This window comes from Shinella curvata (assembly GCF_022899935.1).
In the GTDB taxonomy this organism is placed as follows: Bacteria; Pseudomonadota; Alphaproteobacteria; order Rhizobiales; family Rhizobiaceae; genus Shinella; species Shinella curvata.
The window spans coordinates 34234-56287 of record NZ_JALJCJ010000005.1 but is presented as its reverse complement, the minus strand read 5'-3'; the positions used below and the strand labels follow the sequence as shown (position 1 = coordinate 56287).

The window sequence follows — 22054 nt, the reverse complement described above, 5'->3', positions numbered from 1 at the left end:
GGCGCGCTCCTCGCGCCCTTCAGGAGACGTTTCATGCTGCCCAAGACTGCGACTGCCCGAAACATGTTCGCCATTGTGGCGGCCGGTGTTGCCACGACTGTGGCGACGGCGGGCGTTTTGCTCTGGCTCTCCTACCACGCGGTGCAGGAGCGTTCGGTCTCCGAAATGGTGAATGCGGCACAGGCGAGTGCCGGTAAGGTGGAGACGACCTTTGCCGGCGTGAAGGCGCTGAGCTGGAACATGCGTTCCGTGCTCTTTGCGATGAAACAGGACGAGGCGCCCAGCCGCGAAAAATTCGATGCGATGATGAGCCGGCTGCTGACGGAAAATCCGATCGCGGTGGGTGTCTATACCGCCTGGGAACCGAACGCCTTCGACGGCAAGGACGCCGACTATAGCGGCAAGCCGGGCCATGACGCGACGGGTCGCTATGTTCCTTACACGATCCGGGCAAATGGTGGCACGACGATCGAGGCGCTGATCGATTACGACAAGCCGGGACCGGGTGACTACTACCAGGTGCCCAAGAATACCGGCAAGGATTTCCTCGCCGAGCCCTATCTGTACAGCGTTGGCGGCAAGGAGACGATGCTGACATCGTTCGTGGTGCCGCTGCTGTTCGATGGTACCTTCAAGGGCATGGCCGGCACTGACATCGCGCTGGATGCGCTCGCAGCCGATATTGCCAAGCTGAAGCCGCTCGGTGAGGGCTACGTCGCGCTCCTGAGCACCGGCGGTAGTGTCGTCAGCCATCCGGACAAGGCTGCGCTCGGCAAGTCCCTGAAAGATTCCGGCCTCGATGCGGCCGCGTGGCAGCAATTGATCGACAATCCGGGCAAAGCCTTCGAGATGACGGATGCAAGCGGCATTGCCTCCATGGCGGTTGCCGTGCCGGTCAACATCACGCCCGGATCCGCATGGTTTGCCGTCGTCTCGGTGCCGAAATCCGTTCTGTTCGCCAGCCTGTCGACGTTGGCCATCACCTCGATCATTGTCATCGCCGTCGCCGCCGGTCTCATGATCGCCGTCGGCTGGCTGCTCGCTACGCGGTTCCGCAAGCGCCTTGCCACCGTCATCACCGCAACGAGTGAAATCGCCCGCGGCCGCACGGATGTCGATCTGTCGGAATCCGAACATCAGGACGAAATTGGCGAAATGGCCCGCTCGCTTGCGGTGCTTCGCGATGCGACGCTCGCCAAGATCCGCCTCGAAGGCGAAGCTGAACAGAATCGCGCCTTGTCGGAAGACGAGCGCCGTCAGCGTGCCGAAGAGGCTGCGGAGCAGGAGCGCCAGACACGCCGTGCCGTAGAGGCACTGGCCGATGGTCTCCAGAGATTGGCCAATGGCGATATGACCCATCGCATCGACACAGCCTTTGCCGGTTCGCTCGACGAGGTGCGTCACGATTTCAACGCTTCCGTCGAAAAATTGCAGGCGGCGCTTCGCTCGGTTGGCGGCAACGCAAACGCCATTCAGGCAGGCTCGGCGGAAATCCGTTCGGCGTCCGACGATCTCGCCAAGCGCACGGAACAGCAGGCGGCCTCCGTCGAGGAAACGGCTGCGGCGCTGGAAGAGATCACCACCTCGCTCAAGGATGCCACCAGGCGGGCGGAAGACGCCGGCCAGTTGGTCGAGCGGACCCGCATGGGCGCTGAAAAGTCCGGCGAGGTCGTCCGCCGTGCCGTTACGGCGATGAGCGGCATCGAGACGTCTTCGCGCGAAATCTCCAACATCATCGGCGTGATCGACGAGATCGCTTTCCAGACCAACCTCTTGGCGCTGAATGCCGGTGTAGAAGCCGCACGCGCCGGGGAAGCCGGCAAGGGATTTGCGGTCGTCGCGCAGGAAGTCCGCGAACTCGCCCAGCGTTCGGCGAACGCCGCCAAGGAGATCAAGGCGCTCATCACAAAATCGGGCGAGCAGGTTCATCTCGGCGTGGCGCTTGTTGGCGAGACCGGTTCGGCGCTTTCGGAAATCGTCGACCAGGTGCAGGAGATCGACCAGAACGTTGCCGCCATCGTGCGCTCGGCCCGGGAACAGTCGACGGGCCTGCATGAGATCAGCTCGGCGGTGAACTCCATCGACCAGGGCACGCAGAAGAATGCGGCCATGGTCGAAGAGCAGACGGCGGCGAGCCATGCGCTGGCAACGGAAGCCTCTGCACTCAACGCTTTGCTCGCGCAGTTCCGCCTCGGTTCAGGTGCCGACAGCCATCGTCCGGTTGCGGTTTCGTCTGGAGAACATCGCCCTGCCGCGTCCGGTGCGCGTGCTCTCGGCGGAAAGCTGGCTCGCGCCTTCGGCGGCGGTCAGGCGGCAACAGCCACGGCGGCGCAGGACTGGGAAGAATTCTGACATCTGCTCAGAGGGGCTTGAGGGAAAAGGCGGTCCGGCAACGGGCCGCCTTTTTGTTTTGCGCAATTGCGTGCAAATTTTGGGCGTTGCCCGGAAATTGTACAGCCCTCGCACGCCACTCCGTGTCCTTTGTGGCTTAGAAATGCCTTTAGTAATATGAAATCATTTTTTGAATCGGCTTTCTTCGTGTTTGGCACGCTTCCTGCTTTCTCCGAAACAGGTCCAGAGGGGACCGAAAGAGAAGCATCACAAGAATGATGCTCCGATCAAGCCGCCGTGCAGCTCTGTGGGAACCAGGAGGTTTCGAGGCTGCCGGCGGCTTTTTTGTTTCCGCCGCGGGGAACGCCCTTGCGCCCTGTCGCGCGCTAGTGCGCTGACAAATATGATTTATTATATTTTTCTGTCGCGCCGTCTTGCCGATTGGCTTTTTTCCGGAACTTCGCCAAACTTGGGCGTTCCGGGCGCGACGCCCGGTGGCATGAAGGCTTGCCAGTCTGATCTTCGCAATATAATGAGGACCCACATTAAATGGGGTGTCTACAAAGGTGGAGGCGACGATGACCCGATCGGGCAAAATGATGCTGGCGGCCCTCTTGCTGTCCGCCACGGCCTTGCCGGCGCTCGCTGATGACAGGGCGCGGCCGGTGCGTATCGCACCGGTGCATTTCGAGGAACGCGAGCAATCGGTAACGATCACGGGCGAGGTCGTCGCGCGGGTGGAAACGGATCTCTCCTTCCGCGTCGGGGGGCGTATTACCGGATGGTTCGTCGATGTCGGCGGCGCGGTCAAGGAAGGTCAGATCCTTGCCCGGCTCGATCCCGAGGAGCAAAAGGCGGACGTGGAGGCGGCCGAGGCTGGGGTGCGCGCAGCCGATGCGCAGCTGAAGCTTGCCCGTGCCAATTTCGACCGCCAGAAATCCCTTCTGAATGACGGCATCAGCACGCGGCGCGATTTCGACGACGCGGAAACAGCCTTGCGCACCGCAGAAAGCGCTCGCGAGGCGGCGATCGCCCAGCGTGATACGGCCAAGGACGTGCTCTCCTATACGGAGCTGAGGGCGCCTGCCGATGGCATCGTCACGGCCCGGCTCGCCGAAACCGGACAGGTGGCGCAGGCGGCGCAGACCATGTTCACCATCGCCGATACAGGCCCGCGTGATGCTGTCTTCGATGTCTACGAATCGTTGTTCTTCGCCCAGCCGTCAAAGGATGGCGTGGTCGTCGCCCTTCTCAGCGACGACAGGGTGCGCACCACGGGCAATGTCCGCGAGGTCTCGCCGACCATCGATGCACAGACCGGCACGGTGCGTGTGAAGATCGCCATGGATAAAACGCCGCCGGAAATGACGCTGGGCGCCTCCGTCGTCGGCATGGGATCGCTCGCACCCCGCCGCGTCGCGGCCGTGCCGTGGCAGGCGCTATCGGGTGTCGATGGCAAACCGGCTCTCTGGATCGTCGACAAGGCGAAGAATACCGTCAGCCTGCGGCCTGTCGAGGTGCTGTCCTTCGAGACCGGTTCCGCGCTGGTGACCGCCGGCGTCGAGGAGGGCGAGACATATGTGGCCGATGGCACGAAGCTGCTGCGCCCTGGCCAGAGCGTGACCGCCATTGAAGGAGCCGCTCAATGAGGATCTCCGTTCCGCTCGCGATGACCATCGCTGCCGCCCTGGCCTTGTCCGCATGCAAGAAGGAAGAAGAGGCTGCAGCCCCGCCAAGGCCCGTTCTGTCCATGATCGTCACCCCGACGGCGTTGCCCGGCACGCGCTTTGCCGGCACGGTGCAGGCAAAGGTGCAGGCAGCGCTCGGTTCACGGGTCGCCGGTCGGCTCGTGTCGCGTTCCGTGCATGTCGGCGATCTCGTGAGGAAAGGCGATGTGCTCGCCGTGCTGGATGCCACGGCCTATGAGCTTGCCGTCCGCTCGGCCCGTGCGGAGCTTTCCAGCGCGGAGGCGACGCTGTCGAGCGCCGTTGCCAGCGAGGACCGGCAGAAGACGCTGCTGCAATCCAATGCCGCTGCCAAGGCCGCTGTCGAAAGCGCCGAGCAGTCGCGCGAGGCGGCCGATGCCGGCCTCATCCGCGCACGCACCGCGCTGCGAAAGGCGGAGGAGCAGCTTTCCTATACTCGCATCGAGGCGGAATTCGACGGCGTGGTCGTCGCGACGGGTGCCGAGGTCGGCCAGACCGTCTCCCCCGGCGAGGCCATCGTTACCGTTGCCCGACCGGACGAGCGCGACGCGGTCGTCGACATCCCCGAGACGGCGGAAACCATCGTGGTCGGCAGCCGCTTCATTGTTTCGCTGCAGATCAACCCTGCCGTCACCGTAGACGGCACGGTCCGCGAAATAGCACCGTCCGCCGATGCCGTGACGCGCACGCGTCGGGTCAAGATCGCGCTTGAGAACCCGCCGGATACCGTGCGGCTCGGTACGACGATAACGGCCGAGCTCAAGGGGCCGAATCTCACGGCGATCATGGTGCCGGAGACGGCGGTGCTTCAGAAGGACGCTGCGCCGCATGTCTGGCTGATCGATGCCGTAAAGGGCGAGGTGCGCCTTGCCGTCATCGAGACGGGGCCTGCCCGTGGCGGCGTCGTACCGGTGGTAAACGGGCTGAAGGACGGTGACCGTGTCGTCACCGCCGGGGTGCACAGTCTCGAAGAAGGCCAGAAAGTGAAGATCCAGGACGGGGCAAGCCTATGAAGAAGTTCAACCTCTCGGACTGGGCGCTCGATCATGCATCGCTCGTCTGGTACTTCATGATCGTCTTTGCGCTGCTCGGCTTCTTCACCTACCAGAATCTCGGCCGCGAAGAGGATCCGTCCTTCGTCATCAAGACCATGACGATCAGTGCCGCCTGGCCGGGTGCTTCCGTGGAGGAGACGACGCGGCAGGTGACCGAACGCATCGAACGCAAGCTGGAGGAGCTGGAATCGCTTGATTTCAGCCGCAGCGTGACGACGCCGGGCCAGACGCTCGTCTTCGTCAACCTGAAGCCGACGACGCGGGCGCGCGACGTGCCCTCCACCTGGCTGACCGTCCGCAACATGATCAACGATATCAGGGGCGACTTCCCGTCGGGTGTCGTCGGCCCCGCCTTCAACGACCGCTTCGGCGACGTCTTCGGCAATATCTACGCCTTCACCGCCGACGGCCTGACGCCGCGGCAGCTGCGCGACTATGTGGAGGAGGCGCGCACACGCATCCTCACAGTGCCGAATGTCGGCAAGGTCGATCTCGTCGGCGCGCAGGACGAAGTGATCTATCTCGAGTTCTCGACCCGCCAGCTTGCGGCGCTCGGCATTTCCACCCAGCAGGTCGTTTCGACCCTTCAGGCGCAGAACGCCATTACGCCTTCCGGTGTGGTGCAGGCCGGCGGCGAGCGCGTCAGCGTGCGTGTCGGCGGGCAGTTCTCCTCCGAAGCCAGCCTTCGAGACGTCAATCTGCGGGTCAACAACCGCTTCTTCCGCCTCAGCGATATTGCCACCATCACCCGTGGCTACCAAGATCCGCCGTCAAGCCTCTTCCGCTTCAACGGCGAGCCGGCGATCGGTCTTGCCATCGGCATGAAGCAGGGCGCGAACCTTCTCGAATTCGGCGCGGCGGTGGAAAGGGAGATCGAGATCCTCTCGCGCGATCTGCCCGTCGGCGTGGATGTGCATCTCGTTTCCGATCAGCCCAAGGTGGTCGAGGAGGCGGTATCCGGTTTCACGCAGGCGCTGTTCGAGGCGGTCGCCATCGTGCTTGTCGTCAGCTTTGTCAGCCTTGGTATCCGCGCCGGCCTCGTCGTCGCGCTCTCCATTCCGCTGACGCTCGCCATCACTTTCGTGTTCATGTATTACGATGGCATATCCCTGCAGCGCGTCTCGCTGGGCGCCTTGATCATCGCGCTCGGCCTTCTCGTCGACGACGCCATGATCGCCGTCGAGATGATGGTGGCACGACTGGAAGCGGGCGATTCTCTGCGCAAGGCGGCGACCTACGTCTATACTTCAACCGCCTTTCCCATGCTGACCGGCACGCTGGTGACGGTGGCGGGCTTCATCCCGATCGGCCTCAACAGCAGTGCCGCTGGCGAATTCACGTTCAGTCTCTTCGTGGTCATCGCGATCTCGCTTGTCGTGTCCTGGGTGGTTGCGGTCATCTTCACGCCGCTGCTCGGTGTCACGATCCTGCCGAAGAGCATGAAGAAACACCACGAGCAGAAAGGCTGGTTCGGCCGCATCTTCGCACGCATCCTCGACGTCTGCATGCGCTGGAAGTGGACGACGATCGTCGCGACCGTGCTCATCTTCCTCGTGTCCGTTTTCGCCATGCGCTTCGTGCCGGAGCAGTTCTTCCCGTCCTCCGACCGTCCGGAGCTCGTGGTCGACTGGGCGCTGCCGCAGAATGCCTCGATTGCCGAGACCAATGCGCAGATCGCCAAGTTCGAAGAAGAGAAGCTGAAGGGCAATCCGGATATCGAACGCTGGTCGTCCTATGTCGGGGAAGGGGCGGTGCGTTTCCTCCTGTCCTTCGACGTGCAACCGCCGTCGCCGGCCTTCGGCCAGACGATCATCGTCAGCAAGGATCTCGAGGCGCGCGATCGCCTGAAGGCCGACCTTCAGAAATATTTGCGTGAAACCTTTGTCGGTACGGATGCGCTGGTCAAGCTGCTCGATATCGGCCCGCCGGTCGGCCGGCCGATCCAGTATCGTATCAGCGGCCCCGACATTCAGGAGGTGCGCAGCCGGGCGCTGGCTTTCGGTGAACTGCTTGGCGGAAACAGCCGTCTTGGCGATATCGTCTACGACTGGAACGAACCGGCGCGCGTGGTGAAGGTCGATGTCCTTCAGGACAAGGCCCGCCAGCTCGGTGTAACCTCGCAGGATATCGCCTCGGCGCTGAACGGCGTCACCGGCGGTACCACCGTCACCCAGATCCGCGACGACGTCTATCTGATCGACGTCATCGGCCGGGCGAAGGCGGCGGAGCGCGAATCCATCGAGACCCTGCGCCAGCTCCAGCTGCCGACGGCAAACGGCACCTCCGTACCGCTCGCCGCCGTCGCGAACTTCCGCTACGAGATGGAGCAGCCCGTCGTCTGGCGCCGTTCGCGCCAGCCGACGATCACGGTCAAGGCGAGCATTACGGGCGGCGTACAGCCGGCGACGATCGTCTCGGAGATGGACAAGCAGGTCGCGGGCTTCCGCGAGGCCCTGCCGTCGGGCTATCAGATTGCCGTCGGCGGTTCCGTGGAGGAAAGCGCCAACAGCCAGGCGCCGATCGTGGCGGTTGTTCCGCTGATGCTGTTTGCCATGGCGACGATCCTGATGCTGCAGCTGCAGAGCTTCTCACGGCTCTTCCTCGTCTTCGCCGTTGCGCCGCTCGCGCTGATCGGGGTCGTCATCGCGCTGCTCGGCAGCGGCGCGCCGCTCGGTTTCGTGGCGATCCTCGGTGTGCTGGCCCTGATCGGCATCCTCATACGAAACTCCGTGATTCTCGTGGTGCAGATAGAGGATCTGAGGCGTGAGGGCATGCAGGCCTGGGACGCGGTGCGTGAGGCGACGGAACACCGCATGCGGCCGATCATGCTGACGGCGGCGGCCGCGAGCCTTGCGCTCATTCCCATCTCCCGCGAAGTGTTCTGGGGACCGATGGCCTTTGCCATGATGGGCGGCATCATCGTCGGTACGGTGCTGACGCTGCTCTTCCTGCCGGCCCTCTACATCGCATGGTTCCGCATCCGGCCGGGAGAGACGGAAAAGGTGGCGCCTGACACGATCGAGGCGGTATAGGCCCTCTCAATTTCGCCCATATCCCTCGACAGGGTCGAGCAAGGTACGGCTTGGAAAAGGGGCTGTGCCCGGGCTTTGCTGATTCCCTTCGGCAAGCCTGCGGCCAGCTTTCTGGCCTTTGTATCGCGTGGGGCGGTTGCGTTCTTTTTGTCGCACCTCCCATGAAAAAGCCGGTGGAAAAAGTTGATTTCGAACGCAAATGGGCAAGGCTGCTTTTCAGGCCGTAACGAATGTGCAAGGGATTTGCTCCATGGTGTCGGCGGGGGCCGCATGGATGTGTCTGAGTGGGACAAGGTTTGGTCATGGGACTTGACGAAACGTCTGAACTGCATGTCTATGCCGATCCGTCGTGGCGAGCGGCCGGCTCTTGCCTCGTGTCTATGAAGGCGCGGTCAACAGGAAATGCAGTGTGATGATCGGAATTGAAGACGTGAGCGGGCCGCGCAAAGGGTTGAGTGTTTTTGCGCGTATCCTCATGGCCGGTGCGGCCTTGACACTTTCGGGTTGCGTGGTCCCGAACGACGGACCGCTGACCCAAGAGGTGCTGTCCGCCGGCGCTGGCGGCAAAGCCTACGAAATTCCCCAGACGAAGCTTGTCTTCGACGTCGTCAGCATCGACCAGCGCGTGGCCAACAGCGTCAGCGCGGGTACGCGCCAGGGGTTTGCCAGCACCTTCGGCCTGGGCGGTGGTGGCAGCACGCCGGTTATCGGCGTTGGCGACCGTCTGGAAGTCACGATCTTCGAAGCCGGTCCGGATGGGCTGTTCTCGACGTCCGAGCGCAAATCGACGAGCATTCCCGTCGTTGTGCAGCCGGACGGTCACGGCCAGATCCCCTATGTCGGTTCTGTCCGCTTCGCCGGCATGACCATCGATTCCGCCCGCTCGACAATCGTCGATGCGCTGAAGGCCAAGGCTGTCGAGCCCGACGTGATCGTGGCGATGGCAGACAATGCCTCGCGCACGGTCTCCGTACAGGGCGCCGTGAACAGGGCCAGCATCGTGCCGCTCGGGCTCAACGGTCTGCATCTCAGCGAGGTGCTGGCCATGGCGGGTGGTGCGTCCAAGCCGCCGTATGATACCTATGTCAGCCTGAAGCGTGGCGGTCGCTCGCGCTCGGTGCTGCTGCAGACGATCATCGACAATCCGAGGGATGACATCTACGTCAAGCCTGATGATCAGATTTTCGTCAGCTTCGATCCGCAAACCTTCTCGGCGCTCGGCCAGACGGAAAAGAGCGGGAAGATTCCCTTCAATGCCGCAAAGCTCAGCCTTGTCGAGGCCGCAGCGCTTGCTGGCGGTGGCAATGTCGCAACGGCCGATCCCAAGGGTTATTTCGTCTTCCGTTATGAAGACGAAAGCGTTTATCGCAGCGTCGTCGGCGACGATCGCTTCCGTGATCTGATTTCCCGCGGCATGGCTCCGGACGGAGAGGGACGTTATCCGATCGTCTATCGCCTCGATCTGGGAGCGACGCAAAGCTATATGGTTGCGCAGAACTTCCCGGTGCGGAACAAGGACGTGATTTATCTGTCGCGCCATGTGGCTACAGACCTGGCAAAGTTCCTGAGCATCATTTCCAGCGGATCCAGCGCGGCTTACAATATCACGCGTACTGCCAGAACGTTCTGATGGCGTTTTGAGCGGATCGGCCGCAGTGCCTGAGCGCGCTGCGGAGCCTCTGGCGGCGATCCGCCTGATCGATGGGAAGCTGGATGGCCGGTCGGGCACGCAAAATCTATGCGCTTCTTTCGCATGGCCTCTGGCAGCAGCGGCAGGATATCGAACGGCTGCTCGATGCGGATATCGTTGCCTGGCCTTTCGTTCTTCCAAACAGGATCGACGGCTTTATCGGCTGGGGTCGGCGTCCGTCGGGCTTGCGCGCCGTGCGGCTTGCTAAACGGTTCGGCAAGGAGGCCCTTTCGCTCGAGGACGGCTTTCTGCATGGCTTTGCTCCAGGGCAGGGGGAGCCAAGCCAATCCTATGTGATCGACCGGCGGGGCATCTACTTCGACGCGCGCCATCCGAACGATCTCGGCAGTCTCCTGGCGCAGCCGCAAACCGATCCTGAGGCGCTCGAGCGTGCGCGCCGGCTGATGGTCCTGTTGAGGCAGGAGCGCCTGTCCAAATACAATAACAGCCCGCTGCTCGCCCCGGCAGCTGCCGGCGTACCGCAGGACCGCCCCTTCGTTCTCCTTGTCGATCAGGTTGCCGGCGATGCTTCCATTGCGGGAGCCGGTGCGAGCGCCGAGCGTTTCCAGGCGATGCTGGAACACGCCGCGGCATGCAATCCGGGCAAGACACTTGTCGTGCGCACGCATCCCGCAGCCGGCGAGAGAAGCCTTCTGCGACAGGCTGCAACGGCGCTCGGCCTTGCGATCGTCGTGCCGGAGCGCATGAATCCCTGGCCGCTGCTGGAAGAGGCCGACAGCGTCTACACGGTGTCGAGCCAGCTCGGCTTCGAAGCGCTTATGGCCGGCAGGCCGGTTCATTGTTTCGGTTCGACCTACTATTCCGGCCGAGGATTGACGACCGACCACGGTGAGATGGGGACGGCCAAGCCGCTGGCCTCCCTGGAGCAGGTCTTTCATGCGACCTTCTTCGAATACGCGCGCTATCTGGATCTCCATACGCGACAGGTCTGCACCGCGGAGCACGCGGTGGAACAGGCGATCGCCGTTCGCAATCAACGCTGCCGTCTCGAGCGCAAGATATTCACGGTCGGGTTCTCGCCGTGGAAGCGCCGTGCCATGACGCCGTTCCTCAAGGGCATGGCGGGTGATCCTGTTCATATGCGCAGCATGGACGCCGCCGTTCCGGCCGCGCAGGCGGCGGGCGGCACCGTGGCTGTGTGGGGCAGTGACAGGTTGCTACCTGTTTCCGTGCCCGCCATTCGTCTCGAAGATGGCTTCGTCCGCTCGAAAGGCCTCGGCGTGGCACTGACGCTGCCCTCTTCCATCGCTGTCGATGACGAACATGTCTACTACGATGCGCGGGGTGTGAGCCGGCTTGAAACCATCATCGCGCAAGGGGAGTTCGACGAACCCCTGCGAGCGCGGGCGCGGAGCCTCGCTGGACTGCTGATCCAGCGCGGTGTCTCGAAATACAATCTCGGCACGACCGCCGACCTGCCTGTCGTGGCGGAGGGGCGTGTGAAAATCCTCGTTCCTGGCCAGGTGGAGAAGGACGCCTCCATCCGCTATGGTTCACCGCAGGTCCATTCCAATGCCCAGCTCGTCACGGCGGTGCGGCGGCTCTATCCAGACGCCTTCGTTGTCTACAAGCCGCATCCGGATGTGGTCTCCGGCGTGCGGGATGGCGGCGAGGAGCCGCGTGATGCCGACAGCATCGTGCGAAGCGGTGACATCCTTCACTGGATTGCCTGGGCGGACCGAGTGGAGACGATGACCTCGCTTACAGGTTTCGAGGCGCTTCTGCGGGGCAAGGCGGTCGGTGTGCATGGCATGCCGTTTTATGCCGGATGGGGCCTCACCGACGACCGTATGGCCATGCCGCGCCGCACGCGCCGAATCGATCTCGATATGCTGGTCGCTGCGAGTCTGATTCTGTATCCGTTTTATGTTCATCCGCTGAGTGGCCTGCCTTGCCGGCCGGAAGATCTCGTCGAGGAAATTTCCAACGGCGCCATGAAAAAGTCCGGTCCGCTCGCGATGCTTTTTTTAGGTGCAGCGCAGCAGATTAATCGTTTGGCAGTACTGTTGCGCGACTCGAAGTTGCGTTAATGTGCCCACCGGCAAGCGAGTGGGGAATGCGTCCGGATCAGGCTAGAGCCGAGGAGCAGTTCGCTTGTTCACGCTGCACATGGGATTTTCGGGGAAGGGTGGCGGATGCAGTTGCTAAAAAGACGGGTTTGTGCGATGACGAGTGCCTTCAGCACTATTCCGAGTTGAGTCAGCCTGTCATGACTGAACAGCATGATCAAGATTTGAAGGCGGACCGCTCCGAGTCCGATCACGCTTCTCTGCGTGGTTCGCGCCTGATCAATCTTTCGCTCCGCCGCAAGCTTTCCAAGCGTTTCCCCTCCAAGAGCGCGCAGCGCGTTCTTTTGTTGCAGGGACCGGTCGGCCCATTCTTCCGCAAGGTACAGGCTCTTCTCAACCAGAATGGTTTCGAGGCCTGGCGGGTCTGCTTCAATGCGGGAGACCGGCTTTTTGCCCGTGGTAGCCAGAACCTTCATTTTTCAGGTACGGCAGAGGCTTGGCGCGATTGGTTCACAGAGATCGTCGGTGAACACGGCTTCGATTATGTGGTGCTTTTCGGCTGCGAGCGAGAAGTCCACAGGATCGCAATGGAGCAGTGTGCGGCGGTTGGCGTTCCCGTCCTCTGTCTGGAAGAGGGCTATATTCGTCCCGGTTTCGTGACGATGGAGCTCGGCGGTAACAACTGGCGCTCCCCGGTCATGGGCAAGCTGCCGGCGGAGGACGATGCCGAATCGAAATTGGAGCGCCCGAAGGGCGCGAGCTATCCCTCCTCCTTCGGGGCGATGGCGACATATGCCTATACCTATTTTGCCGTTCGCGGCGTGTTTTCCAGGCCGAGCGAACGCAAGCTTTTCCACAAGCCCAAACGCTCGTTCGTGCGGGAAATGTTCTATTGGATCAAGAACTACTACCGCAAGTTCAGCAATCTCGGCCGTAACTATCGCAGCATGGAGCGATTGCTCGAACATCACGACAAGCGGTACTATCTGGTGCCGTTGCAGGTGCATGACGACGGCCAGCTTGGCGCGGCCGCGGGCGGTTGGAGCAACCAGAAGCTCGTTCTGAAGTCGATCGTGTCCTTCGCGCGAAACGCGCCGGCGACATCTCAGCTCGTGTTCAAGATCCACCCGATGGAGCGGGGTCACAGCCAGGACAGCCAGTTCATCCGTCAGGTGAGCGTCCTGAACAATGTGGCGGACCGGGTTCATATCCTGGACGGCGGTTCGCTGGGACTTTTGACGCGCCATTCCGCGGGTATGGTAACGATCAACAGCACATCCGGTCTGTCGGCCTTGCAGCATGGTGTTCCGCTTGCCGTGTTGGGACAGGCATTCTACCGCCATCCAACCCTTGCCCATTGTGTGAACAAAGGCATCGAGCTTGACCAGTTCTGGTCGTCAGGCCATGTGGCGCCTGCGAACCTGCGGCGCGAATATCTGAACTGGATCAACCGCAAATGCCTGCAGCCGGGCGACTTTTACGCTTATGAGGGCATGGAAGTGGCCGCGAATTCGCTTCTGGCGAAGCTTCGCGCCATCGATGAAGCCTCTGGCTCGGTGCGGCCGCTGCGCCTGTCGGTGGATTATGCGCCCGAGCGTTTGCGCTCTGTCGGTGGAACGCCGACCTGATTTCCTAAAATATGCGGGATAGATCGGCTGTTAGGCCGATCTGCGTTGCGCTGCCGATGAGGAGCGCAGGATTTCTTCATGCACCTGAATGGCTTCTTCTATGTCGTTGAAGAAGGTCAGCTTGCCGTTGTTCATCACCCCGCCGATATCACAAAACGAGCGGAGCAGGCCTGCCGAGTGCGAGACGAGCAGAAGCGAGGCGTTTTCCCGCCGCTGCTCGAAGACTTCCTTGCATTTCTTCTTGAAAATGGAATCCCCGACCGCGATGACCTCGTCGATCAGGTAATATTCGAACTCGATCGCCATGCAGATGCCAAACGCGAGGCGCGCTCTCATGCCGGCGGAATAAGTCCTGACCGGCATGTCCAGATACGGGCCGAGTTCGGAGAATTCAGTGACGAAGTCGAGCACCTTGTTGCGCGGCTTGCCGTAGATGTCGGCAATAAAGCGGGTGTTTTGGGCGCCCGTAAGCTTGCCGTGCACGCCACCATTGAATCCGAGCGGCCAGGAAATCTTGCCATCACGCAGAATGCGCCCTGAGTCCGGCATTTCGCTGCCGGAGATCATGCTCATCAGCGTGGATTTTCCAGCACCGTTCCTGCCGAGGATGCCGATATTGATGCCGGGAGGGAAGGTCGCGGTGAAGTTTTCAAGAATGATTTTCTTGCCCCCGCCGGGGCGAGGATAGGCTTTGCTGACATTATCGAAAATGATCATGAGGCGACGATCTTTCGGCGGAAGATGCGTTCGATGCTCAGGGCAGCCGCAAGCAGGCCTGTCGAAACACCCAGCAGGTACGACTTGCTGAGCAGGGCATTGTAATCAAGATAGGTCGAGGTGCGGAACCATTCAACGCAATGCAGAAATGGATTCCACCAGAGAATGGCCTGAAAATCCGGCGGCAACTGGGTTGGAACGAAGAAGACCCCGGACGCCAGCATTAGCGGCATGCTGAGCATGTTGATGAAGGTGTCATAGCGCGGAATAAGCGCGCTGATCATTGCGTTAAATGCCGCAAAGGAAAGTGCGAAGTACAGGATCGCCAGCAAGCATTCCGCAAAATCCGCGGGATAGACGATGACAGAGCGATCCATCATGAGCGAAAGTCCGCCCATGAACAGCCAGCAGATGATCAGCCAGATCGTCGATTCCGTAAGGAAAGTGGCGATGATGGTGTCCAGCGGACGAACCAGCGGATAAGTCAGCATCGGCTGGTTGCTGATGATGGCGCGTTCGGTCTTGCGCGCGATGCCGCGCGTCATGCGGAAACCGAAGATACCGGTCAGAACGAAGAGGAGAGCACTGTCCCCGAAGGGTATGCTCGCATCCATCGAAGCGTGAACGAGAAGGTACACGCCGACATAGGCGGCCGGCTCGATCAGAACCCAGACGAACCCCATGCGGCTTTCGCCGAAACGCGTCACCGCGCTTCTCACCACGAGCGCGGCGATGACCCGCATGTTCTCGCTGAGAGCGTAGGTGAAATTCTTCTCGGTTAGCACCTTTGTCATACCGCCCGGTTTCTTTGCGCCGTCAGATCGCATGATCCTTGACGGAGCGGAATACGAAGTAGCCGATGACCCAAAGGCTGATCGACGCCAGGAAGACGATAGCCGTATTCAGCAGGCTGAAGGGATAAAGGGCGACCTCCGGCTCGCGCGGCGGGACATACACGGCAAAATACCGCTCCTGCTTCTGGGCTTCCTGCATTGCCGTTTCCAGCGCTGCCAGAGATGCCGTATAGGCCTTCACCGCAAATTCCTGTTCAACGCCAAGCTCGGAGAAGCGGCTGATCATCTGCGGTAGGGCGCTCGATGTGTCGACGCCGCTGCGCGTCGTCTTGTTGTTGCTCGGCTGCTCGGTGTCACCGGTCAGTCGCTGTCTCTGCTCGATCAATTGCGCTTCGAGCGCGCTGATCTTCCGTTCGATCACGCGTGCGGACGGGGCATCGCTGCTGATGGAATCGACGAGTGCCTTGTAGCGCGTACGAAGGCTTGCCAGCTCCTGTTCGAGCGAACTGATGATCGACGCTTCCATATTGGCGACCGTCGAGGGATCGACAGCCTGCTCTGTGATTTGCAGTTCCGTCATCTGCTTGCGAATGTTGCGCAGACGTTCCTCGGAACGCGCCACCTGCTGGTTGGCGACATCAACAACCTGTCGGCGCGTCTTGTCCGAGAGGGTATTCACGAGATGCTCGGAAACAGACAGGATGGACTGGGAGACCTGCGTCGCGTCGCTCGGCGAGAACGCGAAGACGCGCATCGTCACGTTCCCGGTGGTCGAATTGAAGCTGACATTGACCATGTCGCGCCAATAATCGCGGAACTCGTCCAGCGAGCGGGTATCATTTTCACGATAGAGAAAATCGATATCCGGCCGGGAATAGACCGTCCGGACATCGACGCCGGTCTGTTCGCGGATGTCGGGCAGAATCTGGGCGGAATGGATATAGTCCGCGACGATATAGGAATCGCCGGACTGCGAACCGCCTCCGACAAGCGCGGGCAATCCGAGCGCGCTGAGTGATGCCTGGTTGGCACCGCGAACCGCGAACTGCGTCTCGACGACATATTGCGGGCTGGCGATGAAGGCGAAGTAGAGCGCCGTCAGGATTGTCGGGATAGCCACCACGAGGCCGAAGGATATCGGCGTCCAAGGAAGTTCTCTCTTCCGCTTCGGCATCTCCGGCAGCGTCAGGATGTTCTTGACGATATCGGTTGTCTTGCGGTCACGCAGACCCAAGTCTTCTTCGTCATCGCCATCCGGCTCAGGCATGCGCCTGGCGGTCGATCTCTTGAGGGCGACGACCTTCTTGTCTTCTGCACGCTGTCTGGCGCGCTGCTTGGCGATATCAAGCAGGCTGCTGGCTCCGGTGGCGACGTGGGGCTGGGCTTCCGCCTGTACGGGCGTTTTCTCTTCTTTCACGTCGGACCACTCTTTCCCAAAGAAAACTGGTTTGTCGCCTAAATGCTTGTCGGCGGCAGATTATTCGAAATAACCTTTACAGACAACAAAAATGCCGCCTGGAATTCTGTGCAACAGCCTTCCAGCGACGAATTCCCGCAGTTTCGAGCCCTCGCTGTAGGCGCTTTCTCGCCGACCAATCGGGTTATTTTGTGGCCCCGGCAGCCGTTGCGCTCCAACCAGCGCCCGAAGCGATGAAGTTCGGATTGGCGAAATCGCTGTCGTGGCGTTGCCGACGCTTGCCGTAGACGAGGGGCCGGCCGTCGAGTGTGCGGGTTTCCCCGCCTGCCGCCCGTAGCACCGCGTCGCCGGCGGCGGTGTCCCATTCCATTGTACGGCTGAAGCGGGGATAGACATCGGCAAGGCCCTCGGCGACGAGGCAGAATTTCAGCGACGAGCCGATCGCAGTGCAGGCGTCGATACCGTGATCGTCGAGAAAGCGCGCGGTCTCCGGCGTATCGTGAGAGCGGCTGGCGACGGCGGTTAGCGCCGCGCCGCGGCCGCGGCAGCCGATATCCTGTCGGCCGGCGATGGTGCGCTCATCTGGTGCCACGGTGAAGCGTTCGGCGCGCTTGTCGACGGCGATGAAGCCGGCTGCGAGGGCAGGGGCATAGACGATGCCGGCGATCGGTACGCCGTCCCGAACAAGGGCGATGTTGACGGTGAATTCGTTGCGGCCGGCGACGAATTCCTTTGTCCCGTCGAGCGGATCGACGAGGAAGAACAGGTCACCGGAAATGTCGGGTATCCGACCGGCTGCGACGGCTTCCTCGGCAACGACGGGGATTTTGGGGAAATGTCGGGCGAGTGCCTCGAGAATCACGCGCTCGGCTTCCTCGTCAGCTTCGGTGACCGGTGAGCTGTCGGGCTTGTAGTGCACGTCCGTGCCGGCCTTGTGAACAGCCATGATGGCGCGGCCTGCGGCGAGCGCTGCGATCTCCATGACGCCTTTCAGCTCTGGTATCTCTGCCTGCATGGTCTCCGGCCTTTCTGTCCCAAGGCTTAGACGCGGACCGGTCGGAAAGCAAATGCCGCGTGTGGAAACAGTGCGATGCGCGTGGTCCGGTCTTGCCGTTTGTGCTGCATATGCGAATGTGGCGTGACTGATCCGGGATTTTTCATGCGTTACTCAGCCCTTTCGATTCTCAAGCAAGCCTTTGCCGGAAACCTCGGCTGGAAACCCGCCTGGCGGGAGCCGCAGCCGAAATCCCATTACGACGTGATTATCGTCGGCGGCGGCGGACATGGCCTGGCGACCGCTTATTATCTTGCCAAGGAGTTCGGCATCCGCAACGTCGCGGTCATCGAGAAGGGCTATCTGGGCTCTGGCAACGTCGGCCGCAACACGACGATCGTACGCTCGAACTACATGCTGCCCGGCAACGAACCGTTCTACGAGTTTTCGCTGAAGCTCTGGGAGGGGCTGGAGCAGGATCTCAATTACAATGTGATGCTCTCGCAGCGTGGCATCATCAGTCTCTTCCACAATGACGGCCAGCGCGATCACTATATCCGCCGCGGCAATGCCATGATGATGGAGGGCGTCGCGGCGGAGCTTCTCGACCGCGAGACGCTGAAGAAGATGCTGCCCTTCCTGAATTTCGACCACGGGCGCTTCCCGATCATCGGCGGCCTTTTGCAACGGCGGGCGGGAACGGCGCGACACGATGCGGTCGCCTGGGGTTTTGCACGCGGGGCCGACCGGCTCGGGGTCGATCTCATCCAGAACTGCGAAGTCACCGGCATCCGCCGCGAGAACGGCGTGGTCACGGGTGTCGAGACGACGAAGGGGTTCATCGGCTGCAACAAGCTGGCGCTGGCGGCGGCGGGCAACTCGTCGCGCGTCGGCGAGATGGCGGGGCTGAAGCTGCCGCTGGAAAGCCATGTGCTGCAGGCTTTCGTGACGGAGGGGCTAAAACCCTGCATCGATCACGTCATCACCTATGGTGCAGGACATTTCTATATCTCGCAGTCGGACAAGGGCGGGCTGGTCTTCGGCGCGGAGATCGACGGTTATTCCTCCTATGCGCAGCGCGGCAACCTCGCGACGGCCGAGCATGTGATGGAGGAGGGGGTGACGATGATCCCCGGTCTTTCGCGCGTGCGTGTGCTGCGCAGCTGGGGCGGGGTCATGGACATGTCGATGGATGGCTCGCCGATCATCGACCGGACGTCCATTGAAAATCTCTATCTCAATTGCGGCTGGTGCTACGGCGGCTTCAAGGCGACGCCGGCCTCCGGATTCTGTTTCGCGCATCTCCTGGCCAAGGGCGAAAGCCACCATGTGGCGCGCGCGCTGCGGCTCGATCGCTTCGAGCGCGGCTTCCCCATCGACGAGGCGGGTGCCGGCACCCAGCCCAACCTGCATTGAGCTGAACCATGGCAAGCCTGATTTCCTGCCCGCATTGCGGCACGCGACCCAAGGAAGAGTTTTTGATCCGCGGCGATGCCACGCCCGTTCGCCCGGCGCCGATGGCGGCCGAGGAGGCGTGGCACGATTATGCGCACCTGCGCGCCAATCCGCGCGGCCGCATTCGCGAACACTGGCAGCATGTCGCCGGCTGCCGGCGCTGGCTGGTGGTGGAGCGGGACAATTTCACCCACGAGGTGTTCGGCGTCACCGATGCGGCCAAGGCCGGGGAGGGCGCACGATGACCGCCTATCGTCTGGCCTCAGGCGGTCTCGTCGATCGCAGCCATGCCGTCCGCTTCTCCTTCGACGGCAAGAGCCTCACGGGCCATGCCGGCGATACGCTGGCGTCGGCCTTGCTTGCCAATGACACGCTGCTCGTTGCCCGCAGCTTCAAATATCATCGCCCGCGCGGTGTCGTGACCGCAGGCCCCTCCGAGCCGAACGGGCTGGTGACGGTTGGCAGCGGCGCGCGGCGCGATCCCAATACCAAGGCGACGGTTGCCGAACTCTATGACGGCCTGGAGGCCCGCAGCCAGAACCGCTGGCCGAGCCTTGCCTATGACGTCGGTGCCGTGAACAATCTGATGTCGCGGTTCCTTTCGGCCGGGTTCTACTACAAGACCTTCATGTGGCCGGCCGCCTTCTGGGAAAAGGTCTATGAACCGCTGATCCGCCGCGCCGCCGGCCTTGGCCGTACCGACCTGCCGCGTGATCCCGACAGCTACGAAAAAAGCTGGGCGTATTGCGACCTGCTCGTCGTAGGCTCCGGTCCGACGGGTCTGTCCGCAGCACTCGTTGCTGCCCGCTCGGGCCTGCGTGTCATCCTTGCCGAGCAGGATTTCGTTCTCGGCGGCGCGCTGCTCTCGGAGACGACGCCCATCGGCGGTGAGCCAACCTATGTCTTCGCCCGCCGCGTGGTCGAGGAATTGCAGAACAGCCCCAATGTCACGCTCCTGCCGCGCACCACGGTGTTCGGCTGGTACGACGACAATGTTTTCGGCGCAGTCGAGCGGGTCCAGAAAGATGTCGCCGTCGTCGATGCTGCAAAGCCCGTCGAGCGGATGTGGCGCATCGTGGCGAAACACGCGATCCTTGCGACCGGTGCGGAGGAGCGGCCTTTGGTGTTCGGCGGCAATGACCGGCCGGGTATCCTGACGGCGAGCGCAGTCAGCACCTATGCCAACCGATTCGGTGTCGCGGCCGGCAAGTCGGTCATCGTTTTCACCAATGGTGCGTCCGGTTATCGCACGGCGCGCGATCTGGCGGCGCAGGGCGTCGAGATCGCGGCGCTGATCGACAGCCGCATGGCATCCGGGGATGTTGCGCCCACCGGTGTTCGCCTGCTGCACGGCAGCTCGATCGTCGATACGAAGGGCCGCTACCGCGTGCGCGCCGTCGTCGCCGATCGTGGCGGTTTCGAAGAGCTGATCGCCTGTGATGCGGTCGCCATGTCGGGCGGCTGGAGCCCGGTCATCCATCTCGCCTGCCAGCGCGGCGGCAAGCCGGTGTGGTCAGAGGCGCTTCAGGCGTTCATGGCGCCCGATGTCGGCGCGGGGCTTGTCATGGCGGGGGCTGCGGCGGGGCACTATCGCCTCTCGGAATGTTTTGACGATGGCGCGCGCAAGGCTTCGGCCATTGTGGAAGCGCTTGGCCGGCCGGCGGCCGGTCTCGAGCGGACCGCAATCGGCGAGGAAGCCGATCCGTCCTTCACGGCGCTCTGGCATGTGCCGGGTGCGAAATCCAAGGCCTTCGTCGATTTCCAGAACGACGTGCACACCAAGGATCTGGGCCTTGCCGTGCGCGAGGGTTTTGGCCATGTCGAGCACGCCAAGCGCTACACGACGGGCGGCATGGCGACGGACCAGGGCAAGCTCGGCAATATCAACGCCATCGGCATTCTCGCCGGCATGCGCGGGGTGAGCCCCGCGGACGTGGGCACCACAACATTCCGGCCGTTCTACACGCCGGTTTCCTTCGGGGCACTCGCCGGCACCTCAATCGGGGAACACGCCATGCCCACCCGCCGCTCGCCGCTGCATGGCTGGGCGGCGCGCAACGGCGCGGTCTTCATCGATGCCGGGCTGTGGTATCGCTCCTCCTGGTTCCCGAAGGCCGGTGAGAAGACCTGGCGCGAGAGCGTCGATCGGGAAGTGCGCAACGTGCGCGAAAACGCCGGCCTCTGCGATGTATCGACGCTCGGCAAGATCGAGGTGTTCGGGCCGGATGCGGCGGAATTCCTCAACCGGCTCTACTGCAACCCCGTGCTGAAACTGCCCGTCGGCAAGGCCCGCTACGGGTTGATGCTGCGCGAGGACGGCATGGTCTATGACGACGGCACCGTGAGCCGGCTTGGCGACCAGCATTTCCTCGTCACCACGACGACGGCGATGGCCGGCGGCGTGCTCTCGCATATGGAATTTGCCGCGCAGGTGCTCTGGCCGGACTTGCGCGTGCGCTTCCTTTCCGTCTCCGACCAATGGGCGCAGATGTCGATCGCCGGGCCTAAGGCGCGCACGATCCTGCAGGCCGTGGTGGAGGACGATATTTCTGGCGCGGCCTTCCCGTTCCTGGCGGCGCGCGAGGTGCGGCTGAAGGGCAACCTCAAGGCTCGATTGTTCCGCATCTCGTTTTCGGGCGAGCTTGCCTATGAACTGGCCGTGCCGGCGGGACATGGCGAGGCGGTGGCCGATGCGCTCATGCGGGCCGGCGCGACGCACGGCATCTGCGCCTATGGCGTGGAGACGCTGAACGTGCTGCGCCTCGAAAAGGGCCATGTCACCCATGCCGAACTCGACGGCCGCGTGACGCCTGATGATGCCGGCCTCGGCCGCATGATGGGCTCGGGCAAACCCGATTTCATTGGCAAGCGCCTCTCAACCCGCTTCGGCCTGACGGCGGCGGACCGGATGCACCTGGTCGGCCTCAAGTCTATGGAAGTCGAAAAGGATATGCGGGCCGGCGCGCACTTGCTGAAGGATGGCGCGAAGCCCTCGACGATCAACGATCAGGGCTGGGTCAGCTCCACCTGTTTCTCGCCGACGCTCGGCGGTCACATTGCGCTCGCCTTCCTGAAATCCGGCCGTGAACGCTACGGCGAGAAGATCGTGGTCTGGGATCAGTTGCGTGGCGTGGAGACCTTCGCCGAGGTCTGCGATCCCGTTTTCGTCGATCCCGAAAACACCAAGCTGATGGCGTGAGGTAGA

14 protein-coding genes are annotated in these 22054 nt (G+C 62.3%); 10 read left to right on the top strand and 4 right to left on the bottom strand.

Going from position 1 to position 22054, the window contains the following annotated elements:
• The first annotated feature begins 33 nt into the window (after positions 1 to 33).
• The 7 genes from MUU55_RS18355 (at position 34) to MUU55_RS18325 (ending at position 13472) form a co-directional block, all read left to right on the top strand.
• Complete coding sequence (locus MUU55_RS18355) at positions 34 to 2352, top strand: methyl-accepting chemotaxis protein (RefSeq protein WP_244762220.1); 2319 nt, start codon at positions 34 to 36, stop codon at positions 2350 to 2352.
• Between the two features lie 557 nt (positions 2353 to 2909).
• Complete coding sequence (locus tag MUU55_RS18350) at positions 2910 to 3980, top strand: efflux RND transporter periplasmic adaptor subunit (RefSeq protein ID WP_244762219.1); 1071 nt, start codon at positions 2910 to 2912, stop codon at positions 3978 to 3980.
• Positions 3977 to 5050: an efflux RND transporter periplasmic adaptor subunit gene (locus MUU55_RS18345; RefSeq protein ID WP_244762218.1), complete on the top strand. Its 1074-nt coding sequence runs from the start codon at positions 3977 to 3979 to the stop codon at positions 5048 to 5050. Before MUU55_RS18350 ends, MUU55_RS18345 begins: the two co-directional genes overlap by 4 nt.
• Positions 5047 to 8124 carry an efflux RND transporter permease subunit gene (locus MUU55_RS18340; protein ID WP_244762217.1) on the top strand — a complete coding sequence of 1026 codons (3078 nt, stop codon included), beginning with the start codon at positions 5047 to 5049 and terminating at the stop codon, positions 8122 to 8124. Before MUU55_RS18345 ends, MUU55_RS18340 begins: the two co-directional genes overlap by 4 nt.
• A gap of 412 nt (positions 8125 to 8536) precedes the next feature.
• A complete protein-coding gene (locus tag MUU55_RS18335) occupies positions 8537 to 9754 on the top strand; it encodes a polysaccharide biosynthesis/export family protein (RefSeq protein WP_244762216.1) in 1218 nt (405 codons plus the stop codon).
• A gap of 83 nt (positions 9755 to 9837) precedes the next feature.
• Positions 9838 to 11865 carry a capsular polysaccharide biosynthesis protein gene (locus MUU55_RS18330; RefSeq protein ID WP_244762215.1) on the top strand — a complete coding sequence of 676 codons (2028 nt, stop codon included), beginning with the start codon at positions 9838 to 9840 and terminating at the stop codon, positions 11863 to 11865.
• Between the two features lie 26 nt (positions 11866 to 11891).
• On the top strand, positions 11892 to 13472 hold the full coding sequence (locus tag MUU55_RS18325) for a capsular biosynthesis protein (RefSeq protein ID WP_244762214.1): 1581 nt from the start codon (positions 11892 to 11894) through the stop codon (positions 13470 to 13472).
• 30 nt (positions 13473 to 13502) lie between these two features.
• Here the strand turns inward: MUU55_RS18325 and MUU55_RS18320 are convergent, their stop codons facing one another.
• The 4 genes from MUU55_RS18320 to cysQ all read right to left on the bottom strand — a co-directional run bounded on the left by MUU55_RS18320 (position 13503) and on the right by cysQ (position 17394).
• On the bottom strand, positions 13503 to 14189 hold the full coding sequence (locus MUU55_RS18320) for an ABC transporter ATP-binding protein (RefSeq protein WP_244762213.1): 687 nt from the start codon (positions 14187 to 14189) through the stop codon (positions 13503 to 13505).
• A complete protein-coding gene (locus MUU55_RS18315; RefSeq protein WP_244762212.1) occupies positions 14186 to 14932 on the bottom strand; it encodes an ABC transporter permease in 747 nt (248 codons plus the stop codon). Before MUU55_RS18315 ends, MUU55_RS18320 begins: the two co-directional genes overlap by 4 nt.
• Before the next feature lie 73 nt (positions 14933 to 15005).
• Positions 15006 to 16400, bottom strand: a complete 1395-nt coding sequence (locus tag MUU55_RS18310; RefSeq protein WP_244762211.1) for a KpsE/RkpR family capsule polysaccharide export protein — start codon at positions 16398 to 16400, stop codon at positions 15006 to 15008.
• A 184-nt stretch (positions 16401 to 16584) separates the two neighbouring features.
• Positions 16585 to 17394: a 3'(2'),5'-bisphosphate nucleotidase CysQ gene (gene cysQ / locus MUU55_RS18305; RefSeq protein WP_425314205.1), complete on the bottom strand. Its 810-nt coding sequence runs from the start codon at positions 17392 to 17394 to the stop codon at positions 16585 to 16587.
• A gap of 165 nt (positions 17395 to 17559) precedes the next feature.
• Between cysQ and MUU55_RS18300 the strand changes: the two genes are divergently transcribed.
• The 3 genes from MUU55_RS18300 to MUU55_RS18290 are packed head-to-tail and all read left to right on the top strand — an operon-like array spanning position 17560 to position 22048.
• Positions 17560 to 18810 carry a sarcosine oxidase subunit beta family protein gene (locus MUU55_RS18300; RefSeq protein WP_244762209.1) on the top strand — a complete coding sequence of 417 codons (1251 nt, stop codon included), beginning with the start codon at positions 17560 to 17562 and terminating at the stop codon, positions 18808 to 18810.
• 8 nt (positions 18811 to 18818) lie between these two features.
• Positions 18819 to 19094: a sarcosine oxidase subunit delta gene (locus tag MUU55_RS18295; protein WP_244762208.1), complete on the top strand. Its 276-nt coding sequence runs from the start codon at positions 18819 to 18821 to the stop codon at positions 19092 to 19094.
• The gene (locus MUU55_RS18290) at positions 19091 to 22048 is read left to right on the top strand and encodes a sarcosine oxidase subunit alpha family protein (RefSeq protein WP_244762207.1); all 2958 of its coding nucleotides are present in this window, start codon (positions 19091 to 19093) and stop codon (positions 22046 to 22048) included. The genes MUU55_RS18295 and MUU55_RS18290 overlap by 4 nt, the downstream gene beginning before the upstream one ends.
• The last annotated feature ends 6 nt before the right edge of the window (positions 22049 to 22054 follow it).